Raw genomic sequence first — 14,655 nt, forward strand, 5'->3', positions numbered from 1 at the left:
CAAAACGCAGCAAGGTTTAACAATATCACCCTGCAATCACTCGTTACCGGCTTGAACTGCCGCCACTCACTCACAAAATCCCCCGCATATCTGAGGGATAGCCAATGTATGACATTTCAATTATGACTTAGTTATGGGAAATTTACCCACGCTTTCCCCCGTTTGGACATCGGGCAGGCGTTTGCAGGTAACAAAGGTAAAACAATGGCAGATATCGGGGCCTATCTGAAAAAACACACAGAAGCGCTGGTCAAGGATGTTGGAATCGAAGCCGCGTGTGAAATTACAGGGAAATCCAAGGCCACTTTAGGACGATACTATTCAGACAATGCTGAACACGAGGACAGGTTCATGCCAGTGGACGCGGTGGCCCGCCTTGAAAACGCGGCGACGTATCCGCATGTGACGTCGGCTTTGGCGGATCTGAAGAACATCACCTTGTCCTATAGCGACCGCAACACCTCTACCCCCCGCACCGGTGGTGTCAATTCGGATGTCATTGCGCTCAGCCAGCGGTTTGCGATGTTGATGACCGAGTATCAGGCCGCAATCGAAGACGGAATCATCACCGTCAACGAAGCCAAACGGTTGCTGAAAGAAACCAGTTTGTTGCAACAGGTTCTGATCGAGATGAAGCTGCATCTGGAAGAAGAAAGCGTCAGCTAGCCAAGGTCGGGAACCGTTGCACCCGTGACTGGCCAGTTTTCGCCTGTGCGACGTACCTCTTTTCATGCTCGAAAAGACAGAAACGCTGACCGTGCCTGTTGCCTCAATTCAGTCACGTCTGTCCTGTAAGGTCCGTCGCGGGCAAGTACGTCAAGGGCAGTGGACCATGCAGAAATCGCAGGGAACATACAGTATTTTCGCAGACCGGGTGGTTCTGCGATTTTTCGTATGCGCCTATGCGGCACTTCTGGTGTTGATGGCCCTGAGTGGTCATCAGGAAGGCTCTGACGACGTGATGCGCTGGGTGGTCGTGCAGGATCTGTTGCAGGGGCAGGGCTGGTTCGACAGCCATCAGTACCGGCTGGGCCCCGAGGGCGGCACGCTGATGCATTGGTCCCGACTGATCGACGCGCCGATTGCCTTGCTCTACGGAGCATTCGGTTTGGTTTTGCCGCCCGATATGGCCCTTCAGGTAACGGCATTCGTCTGGCCCTCACTTTTGGCGGGTCTGACCTTGTGGGCCTTTGCGGTGACTGGCAGTGTTTTGGGCGCGCGGGAAGGCGCTGTTTCGGCGCTGGTTGTGGGGGTGCTTGCGCTCGAACACTCCAGGAAGTTCGACTATTTTTCGTTTGATCACCACAATGCTCAGATTCTTTTGTTCGTCACAGCCCTGATGCTGTTTGCTTTGCGCAGGGACAAACCATATGCCGGATGGCTGCTGGGTGCCTGCCTGGCGCTTTCGGTGTCGATAGGCACCGAATCGATATTGCAGATCGCACTTGTCGCCGTGTTTTTTGCCATTGACTGGATCTTAAACGGCGAACCGACCCGTCGCCGGACCATGGCGTTTGGTATAGGGCTGGTCCTGACGCTTGTGCTGACCAGCCTTGCAACAACGGGACACGAGGCCTTTCTGTTCCCAAGTTGTGACGCCCTGACTCTCAGCGTGGCATTGCCGGCGAGCGTTGCCGCGGCAGGGCTTTGCATTGCGGCATGGATCGGGTCTGGCTGGTCACTTTGGGGCCGCATCGGCGCATGTGTTGCAATTGGAGTGGTGACATTGGCCTGCGCTTACGGCTTCGCCCCGCATTGTCTCAGCAACCCGATCGAAGCCCTGCCTCAGGACATGCGCGACTATTGGCTGAGCCAGGTGGCGGAAGCTCAGAAGATCAACGTCATTCTGCAACTGCACCGGGGCGAAGCGCTGGCCCTGATCGCGATGTCGATCCTGTGCATGGCAGCCGCCCTGATCTTTGCAGTCAGATCGCCTTTCAGACTGGAATACGCGCTGTTTCTGGCTCTGATCGTGACCGGCCTGGTGGTGTTCCTCTATCAGTCCAGAATGATGACATTCCTGGGTGTTTCGCTGGTGGCTGTCCAGGCGCAGATCCTGCGTGCCCTGTACAGCTCTTATGCAAGCAGTCGCCGCGCGTTGTCAGGGTTTGCGATGGTTGCTTTCATCCTCGGCATCTCGCCGAAAACCGGCGCCAGCATCGATGAGCAGCTGGGGCGTTTTGCCGGGCCGTCCCTTGCCGCTTCCGCGAAGCCGGTCCGACAGTCACAGCAAAACTCGGGCGCATCCTGCAAAACGCCCGAAGCCTATGCGGCCCTGCGTGATCTTCCAGCCGGCAGATTCCTTGTTGATTTCGACTTTGCCGCAAACGTGCTGCGCCATACCGACCATTCCGTTCTGGCGGGCAATTATCACCGGAATCAGGCTGGAATTCTGGCGCAGATCGAACTGTTCCGATCGGACGCGGACCAGATCGGATCTCGCCTGACCGAGCTGGACGTGGATTACGTCATGCTCTGTACGTCCGCGCCGCGTGCCGAATTCTGGTCCTGGGTGTCACAGGGTCGTGGTTTGCAGTCGCGATTGATTGCGAGTGAAATCCCGGCCTATCTCAGGCAGATACAAGGCGCGGAAGGTGCAGCCTTTCAGGTCTTCCAAGTGACTGGGGCAGGCTAGGCCAGACAAGATCAACCGTCAGGCGTGGCGCTTCACGATCACCGACCCGACCGAATACCCGGCGCCGAAAGAACAGATCAGGCCCAGATCACCCTCCTGCAAGTCGTCGGAATACTTCGAAAACGCGATGATCGACCCCGCAGATGACGTGTTGGCATAATCCTGAAGGATGTTGGGTTGCTCGCCCGGCTCGGGTTCGCGGCCCAGAACTTTCTTGCCGATGAAGTCGTTCATCGTCTTGTTGGCCTGATGCAGCCACAGGCGTTTCAGATCAGAGTTTCCGACCCCTTCGGCATCCATGTGGTCGCTGATATGCTTGCTGACCATCGGCAGTACTTCCTTGAATACTTTCCGACCGTTCTGCATGAACTGCATGTCGCGTCGGTCAATCAGCCCGTCAGGGCGCGAGCGGCGCAGAAAGCCGTTGTTGTTGCGGATATTGTTGGAAAACGCAGTGGCGCAGCGCGTCGACAGAATTTCGAAATGCGGCCCTTGTGCGTCTTCGATCCGTTCGACCAGCGTTGCCGTCGCCACATCGCCAAAGATGAAATGGCAATCGCGGTCGCGCCACTCCAGATGGCCCGAGCAGATTTCGGGGTTCACCACCAACGCCGCCCGCACCGATCCCGACCGCACCATATCCGCCGCGGCCTGAATGCCGAACGTGGCTGACGAACAGGCGACGTTCATGTCAAAGCCGAACCCGTTGATCCCCAGTTCCTGCTGGACTTCGATCGCAATCGCCGGATAGGCGCGCTCGTGGTTCGAAGCCGCGCAGATTACCAGATCAACATCCGCCGCCGTGCGCCCCGCCTGTGCCAGCGCTTTGTTGCAGGCATCCACCGCCATTTCGGTCATGATGCCGGGTTCATCATCGCTGCGCTGCCGCAGCAGTGGATGCATCACGTCCGGGTCCAGCACGCCGCTCTTGTCCATCACGTAGCGGTTTTCGATCCCCGATGCCTTGACGATGAACTCTTCCGATGAATGCTGCATCGGCTCCATCTGACCGGCGGCGATGGCTTCGGCATTCTTGGCGTTCTGCTTGTCGGCATAAGCGTTGAATGCCTCGACAAGCTCGGCATTGGTGATGACGTTCTGAGGCGTGAAGACACCGGTACCGGTGATGGCGGGGGTATACATGGCGAGCCCTGAATGTTTCGGATTTGCCCAAAATGCAGTCACGTTGTGATTTGATCAAGGTATGTTGACCTAAGGGAATGTGCGCAAAGCCGCAACTTCATATCTTGAATAGTTCAGAAACTGAAGTATATGACCCCTCCAAACGCGCGGAGATCCCCGATGCCCGACGATATCAGCACCAGACTTGGCCGCCTCAGCCCCGAGATTCAGGCGATCATGGGGGTGTATGCCCTGTACTGGAAACTGGAAGAGACATTCGACAGCATCGAAACCGACCTGAGCCACCCCGAATGCCACATGCTGATCAAGCTGGATCAGCCGAAACGCATGGGGGTTCTGGCTGCGGATATGCTGAGCGTACCGTCCACAATCACCGCCACCGCGGATTCGCTGGAAAAAGCCGGCTATCTCACGCGCGAGCGTGACCCCGAAGACCGCCGCGCCTGGTTGCTGGTGCTGACCGAACGTGGCGAAGAAGCCCGCAACATGCTGGTGGCCGAGGCCGGAGACCTGTTTCACAGGGCCTCGGGCCTGAACGACGAAGAAACAGCCGAATTCGCGCGACTGGCGCGCAAAATCCGTGACAACGTTTTGAAAACGGGAATTCCCGAGGGACTGAAGAAATGAAACTCCTGACCTCTCTGGGCCTTGCACTGGCCGTTCTGGCAACTCCGATTGCCGCTCAAGATACTCCGAAACCGGTCAAGCTGATGCAGGTGCGCGAAACAACACCCGGCTTCACCCGCCAGTTCTTCGGTCGTGTTGCCGCACGGCAGACGGTCGATCTTGCCTTTCAGGTCGCCGGTCAGATCGTCGAAATGCCGGTCAACGAAGGGTTTGTCATCCCCAAAGGAGGCCTGATTGCGCGACTGGATCAGGAGCCGTTCGAACTGCGGCTCGAACGGGCGCAGCTGCAAAAGGAACAGGCCGACCGAACCGTCGCACGCCTGTCGCGGTTGCGGGGCACCACGGCCAGCCAGGTGGCGGTCGATGACGCAGAGACCGAAGCGCAACTGGCCGCGATCGCACTGCGCGATGCCGAATACGAACTGGAACACGCGACTTTGACCGCACCATTCGACGCGCTGGTCTCCAGCCGCGCGGTCGAGGCTTTTACCACCGTATCGGCCGGCACGCCGATCGTCCGCATCCACGACATGTCCGAATTGCGCATCGAGGTGGATGTGCCCGAGATCCTGTTTCAACGCTCGGGCCAGAACGACGACATCACCATCACCGCCAAATTCCCCGTAAGTGATGAAGTCTTCCCGCTGGAAATCCGTGAATTCGACGCTGAAACTTCCAGCGTCGGGCAGACCTTCCGCATTCAGTTCGGCCTGACCCCACCCGAGGGGCTTCAAATTCTTCCCGGCTCGTCCGTCACCGTCAACGTAAAGGTCCAAGACGAGCGCACAGGCATCATTGTGCCGGCGACGGCCGTCATCGCGGATGCAACAGGTGAGCTGAGCGTCGTGGTGTTCTCTCCCGCTGGCGCGGATGAAGGCACGGTCCGCCGCGTTCCGGTGACAATCGAACCCACGCAGTCGGGCGATGTTCGGGTGTTGAAGGGCTTGTCCGACGGTGACGAAGTTGTTGTGGCTGGCGGTGCTGTGCTGACAGACGGCCAGCCCGTGCGCCGGTTCACCGGCTTCGCGAACTGAGGGCAGACAGATGAACATCGCGCGCGCCTCGATTGATCGACCGCTTTACACATGGCTGATCATCCTCATTGCCCTCTTCGGTGGCATCTGGGGATTCACGTCGCTTGGTCGTTTGGAAGACCCGGCTTTCACCATCAAGAACGCGGTCATCGCCACGCAATATCCCGGTGCCACGGCGGAACAGGTGGCGCTTGAAGTGTCCGAACCCCTTGAATCCGCGATCCAGCAGATGGGTGAGGTGGATGTCATCACCTCGGTCAACCAACCCGGACAATCGCTGATCGAAGTAGAGATCAAGTCGACCTACGACGGCACCGAACTGCCCGATATCTGGACCCGCCTGCGGGCCAAGGTGCGCGATGCCGCCCGCGGGCTTCCGTCGGGTGTCAGCCAACCCTACGTGAATGACGGGTTCGGTGATGTGTTCGGCCTGTTTTATGCGGTGACTGCCGAAGGGTTTTCTGACGCCGAAAAGCATGAACTGGCAACGTTTCTGCGTCGCGAACTGCTGACCGTGGACGGCGTCGCCGATGTCGAGGTTCAGGGCTTGCCGGACGAGGCGATTTTTGTAGAGCCCGACCTGGCGATCTCGGTGAACCAGAACGTCCCGCTCCAAGCGATCAACGAAGCCATTGCCAATGCGGATTCGGTGAATTCCTCGGGGTCTTTGCGGTCTGAAGATGCCCGCACCACCATTCTGACGGCCGAGGGTTCGGACAGTGTCTCGGCCATTGCGGGCCTGTCTGTCGGCTCGCAAGGGCAGGTGATCAACCTGTTCGACATGTCCGATGTCTATCGCGCCCGTCAGAACGATCCGGACATCATGATCCGCTACAACGGGACCGAAGCCTTTACCCTCGGCATCGCCGGTCTGGCGACGGAAAACATCGTCGAGGTCGGCAAGCGGGCTGACGCCAAATTCGCCGAGCTGGATGCGAATATCCCCTTCGGTGTCGATATTCTGCCGATCTATCAGCAACATGTGGTGGTCGAGCAGGCCTCGAACGACTTTCTGGTGAATCTGGCCATGTCAGTGGCCATCGTGGTCGCCGTACTGGGAATCTTCATGGGCTGGCGCGCGGCCATCGTCGTCGGTTCGACCCTGTTGCTGACCGTGGTCGGCACGCTTCTGTTCATGTCACTGTTCTCGATCGAGATGGAACGGATTTCCCTGGGTGCGCTGATCATTGCCATGGGTATGCTTGTGGACAATGCTATCGTGGTGGCCGAAGGGATGCAGATCGCGATGTTGCGAGGAAAACCTTCGCGCGATGCGGCTGAAGATGTGGCGTCAAAAACCCAGATTCCCCTGCTTGGAGCCACCGTGATCGGCATCATGGCCTTTGCCGGGATCGGGCTCAGCCCGGATGCGACGGGCGAGTTTCTGTTTTCCCTGTTTGCTGTGATCGGCATTTCGCTGCTGCTCAGCTGGATACTTGCCATCACGGTCACGCCTTTGCTGGGGCACTATTTCTTCAAGCAGGGCAAGGAGGGTGAGATCGACGCCTACGGGGGCATCCTGTTCCGCACATATGGCGCGATCCTGCGGTTTGCGCTCCGTTTCCGGTGGCTGGTTGTTGCGGGTCTCATCGGCGTAACCGTTGCGTGCTATGCCGGGTTCGGGTTGATGAAACAACAATTCTTCCCCAACTCGAACACGCCTTTGTTCTTTGTGCATTACAAGCTGCCTCAGGGCACGCCGATTGCCCGCACGGCACAGGACATGGCGGTTTTCGAAGATTGGCTGACCCAACGCGATGACGTGGTTTCGGTCACGACATTCGTCGGTCAGGGGGCAACCCGGTTCATGCTGACCTATTCGGCAGAGAAACCGAACCCGAGCTATGGTCACATGATCATCCGTACGGAAAGTCTGGATGACATCCCGGCCTTGCAAGCGGATCTGGAAGCGTTCGGGTCGGTCCAGTTCCCCGAAGGCGAGTTCGGAACCAAGCGCCTGGTGTTTGGCCCCGGTGGCGGTGATCCGATTCAGGCCCGGTTCTCGGGCAGCGATCCGGTGGTACTGCGACAACTTGCGGACGAGGCCGTGCAGCGCATGGCGGCGGCGTCGCCCAACGCCCTGCTCGTTCATCATGACTGGCGCGAACAGGAACTGGCGGTGCAGCCGATCTATGCCACGGAACGGGCCCAAACCGCGGGCGTCACGCGCGAAGATATTGCGGCCACGCTGCAATTTTCGACCGATGGCATCACGGGCGGTGTGCTGCGGGAACGTGACCGCCTGATCCCCATCATCCTGCGTCGTCCGGCGGACGGAGATTATTCCATCGTCGATCAGGTGGTGTATTCGGACCAGTCCGGGAAATTTGTACCAATCGAACAGATGGTCGATGGATTCGAGTACAAATCCCTCAATACGCTGGTTCATCGCCGCGATCGTGTACTGACCATCACTGTCGGCGCGGACATCCCGCCCGACCTGACGGCGGCTCAGGTACACGCCGAAGTTCGGGACGCCATCGAGGCCATCGAACTGCCACCGGGCTACAAGATGGAGTGGGGCGGTGAGTTCGAAAACTCGCGCGACGCGCAGGAAAGCCTGGGTAAACAGTTGCCGCTGAGCCTGCTGATCATGGTGCTGATCTCGGTCCTGCTGTTCAACGCGATCCGTCAGCCGATCATCATCTGGCTGCTGGTTCCGATGTCGGTCAACGGCGTCGTCATCGGCCTGTTGGGAACTGGGCTGCCCTTCACCTTTACAGCCCTTCTGGGCCTGCTCAGCCTGTCGGGCATGCTGATCAAGAACGGCATCGTGCTGGTGGAAGAGATCGACCTGGTTCGCGCCACGGGCAAACCCCTGCGCGAATCCATCGTCGAAGCCTCGGTCTCGCGTTTGCGCCCGGTGATGCTGGCTGCGATCACGACCATTCTGGGCATGGCGCCGCTGCTGACCGATGCGTTCTTCGTCTCGATGGCGGTGACGATCATGGGCGGGCTGGCTTTTGCGACCGTCCTGACAATGGTCGCCGCGCCGGTGTTCTACCTGCTCTTCTTTGCGCGCGATGAAAAACGCGAGGCGCTGGCAGCCTGAACACTGGCCTCTTGTGGGTCCAGCTGAAAAGCTGGGTCCAATCAGGTTAGATCAAAGGAACAAACGGCACGTCACAGGCGGCCAGTGCAGTGAAGATTGCGAGAACCAGAAATGTGCGCATTGTTTCATTCTCCTTATGCCTGAACGAAATGCGCGCCCGTTGAGTTCAGGTCAACGGGCGCGCCTCTTTTCGTTCACTGATGAGCCAATTGTGGCTCAGGCGGGTTAGCCCTGTAACGACTTCACCTCGACATCCCCTTCGGCCTGCGCCTTGATCGCCAGAGCGGCAGCATGGCTTGCGGCGGCCGTGGTGTAATACGGGATCTTGTCATAAAGCGCGATGGACCGGATGGCCTTGCTGTCCTCGACCGCCTGCGCGCCTTCGGTGGTGTTCATCAGCAGTTGAACCTGACCGTCTTTCAGCATGTCGACCACGTCCGGGCGGCCCTCATAGACCTTGTTGACCACTTCGCATGGCACACCCTGTTCCGCCAGCCAGCTTTGCGTGCCGCGGGTGGCGACCAGCGTGAAGCCTTGTTCGACCAAAACCTGGGCGGCCTCGAGCATCGCCGCGCCCTTGTCGGCATCCTTGATCGAAATGAAGGCCCGGCCCGAGGTCGGCAGAACCATACCTGCGCCCATCTGCGCCTTGAGGAAGGCGCGCGGGAAATCGCGGTCCCAGCCCATGACCTCGCCGGTCGAGCGCATTTCAGGGCCCAGGATGGTATCGACGCCCGGAAAACGGGCGAAGGGCAGGACCGCCTCTTTCACCGAGAACCATGGCATGTCCGGATCGGCCAGCGTCATCTGATCTGCGATCTTGGTGTCGTCCACGGTCTTGTAGGGCGGACGCTGCGGGAAGCTCGCCAGCTTTTCGCCCGCCATGACGCGCGCGGCGATGGATGCAATCGCGCTGTCGGTGGCCTTTGCCACGAACGGCACGGTGCGCGAGGCGCGCGGGTTGACCTCGATCAGGTAGATCTCGTCATCCTTGATCGCGAACTGAACATTCATCAGGCCGACAACGTTCAGCGCCTTGGCCAGCTTGAACGCCTGATCTTTGATCTGCGCGATGATCTCTTTCGACAGAGAATAGGGCGGCAGCGAACAGGCGCTATCGCCCGAGTGCACGCCTGCCTCTTCGATATGCTGCATGATGCCTGCCACATGCACATCGGTGCCGTCGCACAGCGCGTCCACGTCCAGCTCGACCGCGCCAGCCAGATAGCTGTCCAGCAGAACGGGGCTGTCGCCCGAGACCACCACGGCTTCGTTGATGTAGCGTTTCAGCTGGTCCATGTCGCGCACGATCTCCATCGCGCGGCCACCCAGAACGTAGGACGGGCGGATCACCAGCGGGAAGCCGATTTCCTCAGCGATTTCCAACGCCTGCGTGTCGGTCGAGGCGATGCCGTTCTTGGGCTGTTTCAGCCCTAGCTCATTGACCAGCGCCTGAAAACGCTCGCGGTCTTCGGCCAGGTCAATCGCGTCGGGCGTGGTGCCCAGGATCGGGATGCCCTCGGCCTCGAGCGCGTTGGCCAGTTTCAGCGGTGTCTGTCCACCGAACTGAACAATGACGCCGTGCAGCGTGCCGTTTTCCTGTTCCTTCGTCAGGATTTCCATGACGTGTTCAAAGGTCAGCGGCTCGAAATACAAGCGATCCGAAGTGTCATAATCGGTCGAAACCGTCTCGGGGTTGCAGTTGATCATGATGGTTTCATACCCCGCTTCGGTCAGCGCGAAGCAGGCGTGGCAGCAGCAATAGTCGAACTCGATGCCCTGACCGATGCGGTTTGGGCCGCCGCCAAGAATGACGACCTTTTTGCGGTCGCTCGGGCGCGCCTCGCATTCGACCTCGCCCATCATGGGCGCTTCGTAGGTTGAATACATGTAAGGTGTCTGCGCCTCGAACTCGGCCGCGCAGGTGTCGATGCGTTTGAACACCGCTGAAACGCCCAGATTGCGGCGCGCGCGGCGGACGTTGTCTTCGTCACGGCCCGTCAGCTTGCCCAAACGCGCATCGGTGAAGCCCAGCATTTTCAGCTTGCGGATGCCGTCCTCGGTGACGGGCAGGCCGTCCTTGCGGAGCTGACGCTCGGCCTCGACGATCTCGCGGATGCGGGCCAGGAACCAAGGGTCGAACTTGGTGACGCCGAAAATCTCGTCATCGCTCAGGCCATGGCGCATCGCTTGCGCAATGGTGCGCAGGCGGTCGGGTGTCTGCTGGCTGATCGCCTTGATCACGGCGGCCTTGTCGTCGGCCTCGTCCCAGAGGCCCACGTTCAGGCCGGGGATTTCGACCTCATCAAAGCCGGTCAGGCCCGATTCCATCGAGGCCAGTGCCTTTTGCATCGATTCGTGGATCGTACGGCCAATCGACATCGCCTCGCCCACCGACTTCATCGCGGTGGTCAGATAGGGTTCGGAACCGGGGAATTTCTCGAAGGCGAATTTCGGAATTTTTGTCACGACATAGTCGATGGTCGGCTCGAACGAGGCCGGGGTGACTTTGGTGATGTCGTTGTCCAGCTCATCCAGCGTATAGCCCACGGCCAGTTTTGCGGCGATCTTGGCAATCGGGAAACCGGTCGCCTTCGACGCCAGCGCCGACGAGCGCGACACGCGCGGGTTCATCTCGATCACGACCATGCGGCCATCGACCGGATTGATCGCCCATTGCACGTTTGAGCCGCCGGTTTCGACACCGATTTCACGCAGCACGGCAATCGAGTGATTGCGCATGATCTGGTATTCTTTGTCGGTTAGCGTAAGGGCAGGGGCCACGGTGATCGAGTCACCCGTATGCACGCCCATCGGATCGACGTTTTCGATGGAACACACGATGATGGCGTTGTCAGCAGTGTCGCGCACCACCTCCATTTCGTATTCTTTCCAGCCCAGAAGGCTTTCGTCGATCAGGATCTGACCTACGGGCGAGGCATCCATACCCGAGCGGCAAATATGGATGTAATCCTCGCGGTTATACGCCACGCCGCCACCGGTGCCGCCCAGTGTAAAGGCCGGGCGGATGATGGCAGGAAGCCCCACGGTTTCAAGGGTTTCAAGGGCCAGCGCCACACCGGCGTCCAGGTCTTTCTTGCCGCTCTCGTCCTTGGGGGCAGTCACGATCTCGGCCTTGGGGTTTTCGATGCCCAGCCGGTCCATCGCCTCGCGGAAAAGGGCGCGGTCTTCGGCCATTTCGATGGCATCGCGCTTGGCGCCGATCATCTCGACGCCGAATTTCTCCAGCACACCCATTTCTTCCAGTGCCAGCGAGGTGTTCAGGCCGGTCTGTCCGCCCATGGTGGGCAACAGGGCGTCAGGGCGTTCTTTCTCGATGATCTTGGCGACCACTTCGGGTGTGATCGGCTCGATATAGGTGGCGTCGGCTAGACCGGGGTCGGTCATGATCGTCGCCGGGTTCGAGTTCACCAGAATGACCCGGTATCCTTCCTCTCGCAGGGCCTTGCAGGCCTGAGCACCGGAATAGTCGAATTCACAGGCCTGACCGATAACAATGGGGCCCGCCCCAATGATCATGATCGACTGGATGTCGGTTCTTCTCGGCATGGCCTTGTTCCTTCGATTGTCCGCGAGTCAGGGCACCGCCCCAGCGCCCAAATTGTCCTGCGTTATAGGGACCGCGCAAAAAGGTGCAAGAGGTATCGGAAACAGGGGCGAAATTGCCGCTTTCCCCTCTTTCACTTGGCAGAGTATTCTCTATATGGCCCCTCACGGCAAATGAGGATGCAAGTGCGTATTCGTTTCGATCAGGGACCGGCTGGGCGAGGAACCCGGTTTCAGCGTCCGTCTCAAGTGATCCGCGCGGATGTGGCGGAGGACGTGCCCCAGGCTCTGGCGGCACTGGACGAGGCGCGCGCAGGTGGTGCCTGGCTTGCAGGGTATGCCAGTTACGAGCTGGGCTATGCGCTTGAACCCCGGCTCAATGGTCTTTTGCCGGAAGAACGACGCCTGCCTTTGTTGTGCTTTGGGGTCTATGATGCACCGGATCGGGTCGCCCTTCCGTCGCCTGCGGGCGAAGTGGGCGCATTCCGGCCGCGATGGGATGAAGCGCGATACGGCAAGGCCTTCAGCGCCGTGCATGACGCCATTGGTGCCGGCGACATCTATCAGGCCAACCTGACCTTTCCGATTGATCTGACCGTCTCGGGCAACAGCGAAACGCTCTATGCCGCGCTGGCGGCGGGGCAGCCGGTGGGCCACGGAGCACTGGTGCAACAGGATGGGCTGCCCGATCTGCTCAGCCGCTCGCCGGAGTTGTTTTTCCGCACCGATGAGGGTGGGAGGATCGAAACCCGGCCGATGAAGGGCACGCAACCGCGCAGTGAAGACCCGGATGAGGATGCGCGCCGCCGGGCTTTTCTGAGCGCGGACGAAAAGAATCGGGCCGAGAACCTGATGATTGTTGATTTGCTGCGCAACGATATCAGCCGCGTCGCGCTGCCCGGATCCGTTCATGTGCCTGACCTGTTCCGGGTGGAAACCTATGCCACCGTACATCAGATGGTCTCGCTGGTGCGGGCGCAGCTGCACAAATGCGTGGGGTTGGGTGAAATACTGACAGCACTGTTTCCCTGCGGGTCGATCACCGGAGCCCCCAAGATCCGCGCGATGGAAATTCTGGCGGAACTGGAGCCATGGGCGCGCGACATCTATTGCGGGACGATTGGCTGGGCCGCGCCGGATGGTCGGTCCGAGTTCAACGTGGCCATCCGCACCTTGATGCTTGAGGATGATCAGGCCACTCTGAACGTAGGCGGCGGTGTCGTTTGGGACAGCACCGCCCCGTCAGAGTATGAGGAGGCGTTATGGAAAGCCCGCTTCGCCCGCCAGCTGAACCTGATTTCAGCCTGATTGAAACACTGGCCTTCCGCCCGGATCAGGGCTTTGTCAGGCTGGACCGCCATCTTGCACGAATGGCCCGTACTGCGCGGGTGTTCGAGATTCCTTTCAACCCCGATGAAGCGACCGCCCGACTGAATGGCGCTGCTTGTGACACCCCGCTGCGTTGCCGCCTTACGCTGGATGTGTCGGGCTCGTTCGATCTGTCGACCGGCGAACTGGTGGACAATCCCAGAACCTGGCGCGTCGCTCTGTCGGATCAGCGTCTGGCTTCAAATGACCTGTGGTTGCGTCACAAGACCACGCGCCGTGCGCTCTATGATTCCGCGCGCGCAACGCTGCCCGAGGGGGTGGACGAACTGTTGTTTCTGAATGAACTGGATGAGCTTTGTGAAGGCACCATCACGAACCTGTTTCTGGAAATGCCTGATGGCCGGGTTCTGACGCCCGCTTTGTCCTGTGGGCTCTTGCCGGGGATACTGCGCGAAGAACTGCTGGAAAACAAAGCAGTCACCGAAGCCGTGCTGACCTTGACCGACCTGAAAAATGCGCAAACTGTGCAGATCGGAAATTCACTGCGCGGACTGATCGAGGTGGAGCTGATAGACGGGTGACAAAAAACAGCATGATGATCGGACCGCCGGTTGCATTGCGACGGCTGCGGCTTGAATTTGGCCTGTTCTATATTGGCTTGCCGCTGCTGATCGCTGTTCTTTTACCTCCGAACTGGATGTTTCCGGCGCTGTTTGCGCTGACCGGGCTTGGTATCGTGCTGCTGCACCGGACGCCCGGGTTTCAATGGGCCGAGCTTCGTCATGACTGGGCCAACTGGACCCTGCGCGAGGTGGCTTTGTTCTCTGCCATCGTGACTGCCTTTTGTGTTGGTCTGATTCAGATCACGCGCCCGGATGCCGCGTTCTTCCTGCTTGTGCAGCGCCCCGAAATGCTGGCCTTCATCTGGGTCGGCTATCCACTTTTGTCAGCGCTGCCGCAAGAGCTGCTGTTCCGCCCTCTGTTCTTTCGCCGCTATCACGCGATCCTGCCGGATGGGCGTGCGGCCTATCTGCTTAACGCGGCCATATTCTCGTTCGCGCACCTGATGTACTGGAGCTGGATCGTCGCACTGATGACATTCGCCGGCGGCCTGCTGTTCACATGGGCCTACCGGCAGCGTGGGTCATTCTTCTATGCGGTGTTGCTGCACGCGATTGCGGGCAATATCATTTTTGTGGTGGGGCTGGGCGTATATTTCTACTCGGGCAATGTGCAAAGGCCGTTTTGAAGGGGCAACCCGCCTTGAC

10 protein-coding genes are annotated in these 14,655 nt (G+C 59.5%); 8 read left to right on the forward strand and 2 right to left on the reverse strand.

Features of this window, described 5'->3' with window-relative positions; translation table 11 throughout:
* Nucleotides 1-204 precede the first annotated feature (204 nt).
* On the forward strand, nt 205-666 hold the full coding sequence (locus ACR0A2_RS07060) for a hypothetical protein (protein WP_152458969.1): 462 nt from the start codon (nt 205-207) through the stop codon (nt 664-666).
* A gap of 64 nt (nt 667-730) precedes the next feature.
* Nucleotides 731-2,635 carry a hypothetical protein gene (locus ACR0A2_RS07065; RefSeq protein WP_480834572.1) on the forward strand — a complete coding sequence of 635 codons (1,905 nt, stop codon included), beginning with the start codon at nt 731-733 and terminating at the stop codon, nt 2,633-2,635.
* An 18-nt stretch (nt 2,636-2,653) separates the two neighbouring features.
* Here ACR0A2_RS07065 and ACR0A2_RS07070 read toward each other — a convergent pair whose 3' ends face one another.
* Nucleotides 2,654-3,778, reverse strand: coding sequence for a beta-ketoacyl-ACP synthase III (locus tag ACR0A2_RS07070; RefSeq protein WP_480834573.1), 1,125 nt, complete (start codon nt 3,776-3,778; stop codon nt 2,654-2,656).
* Nucleotides 3,779-3,937: 159 nt separating this feature from the next.
* Here ACR0A2_RS07070 and ACR0A2_RS07075 point away from each other — a divergent pair, with 159 nt between their 5' ends.
* Genes ACR0A2_RS07075 through ACR0A2_RS07085 form a run of 3 tightly spaced genes read left to right on the forward strand, consistent with a single transcriptional unit; the run spans nt 3,938 to nt 8,491 of the window.
* A complete protein-coding gene (locus ACR0A2_RS07075) occupies nt 3,938-4,405 on the forward strand; it encodes a MarR family winged helix-turn-helix transcriptional regulator (protein ID WP_152458966.1) in 468 nt (155 codons plus the stop codon).
* Nucleotides 4,402-5,439, forward strand: coding sequence for an efflux RND transporter periplasmic adaptor subunit (locus tag ACR0A2_RS07080; protein ID WP_480834574.1), 1,038 nt, complete (start codon nt 4,402-4,404; stop codon nt 5,437-5,439). The genes ACR0A2_RS07075 and ACR0A2_RS07080 overlap by 4 nt, the downstream gene beginning before the upstream one ends.
* Nucleotides 5,440-5,449: 10 nt before the next feature.
* Complete coding sequence (locus ACR0A2_RS07085) at nt 5,450-8,491, forward strand: efflux RND transporter permease subunit (RefSeq protein ID WP_171168886.1); 3,042 nt, start codon at nt 5,450-5,452, stop codon at nt 8,489-8,491.
* A 225-nt stretch (nt 8,492-8,716) separates the two neighbouring features.
* Here the strand turns inward: ACR0A2_RS07085 and carB are convergent, their stop codons facing one another.
* The gene (carB, locus tag ACR0A2_RS07090) at nt 8,717-12,061 is read right to left on the reverse strand and encodes a carbamoyl-phosphate synthase large subunit (RefSeq protein ID WP_171638935.1); all 3,345 of its coding nucleotides are present in this window, start codon (nt 12,059-12,061) and stop codon (nt 8,717-8,719) included.
* A gap of 177 nt (nt 12,062-12,238) precedes the next feature.
* Here carB and ACR0A2_RS07095 point away from each other — a divergent pair, with 177 nt between their 5' ends.
* From ACR0A2_RS07095 to ACR0A2_RS07105, 3 genes are read left to right on the forward strand one after another with little or no spacing between them, the layout of a single operon-like run.
* Entirely contained in the window at nt 12,239-13,366 is a 1,128-nt protein-coding gene (locus ACR0A2_RS07095) for an aminodeoxychorismate synthase component I (RefSeq protein WP_480834841.1), read from the forward strand.
* A complete protein-coding gene (locus tag ACR0A2_RS07100; protein WP_480834575.1) occupies nt 13,321-13,968 on the forward strand; it encodes an aminotransferase class IV family protein in 648 nt (215 codons plus the stop codon). The genes ACR0A2_RS07095 and ACR0A2_RS07100 overlap by 46 nt, the downstream gene beginning before the upstream one ends.
* Nucleotides 13,965-14,636 carry a CPBP family intramembrane glutamic endopeptidase gene (locus ACR0A2_RS07105; protein WP_480834576.1) on the forward strand — a complete coding sequence of 224 codons (672 nt, stop codon included), beginning with the start codon at nt 13,965-13,967 and terminating at the stop codon, nt 14,634-14,636. Before ACR0A2_RS07100 ends, ACR0A2_RS07105 begins: the two co-directional genes overlap by 4 nt.
* The last annotated feature ends 19 nt before the right edge of the window (nt 14,637-14,655 follow it).

It is taken from the genome of Ruegeria sp. H8, from assembly GCF_056532905.1.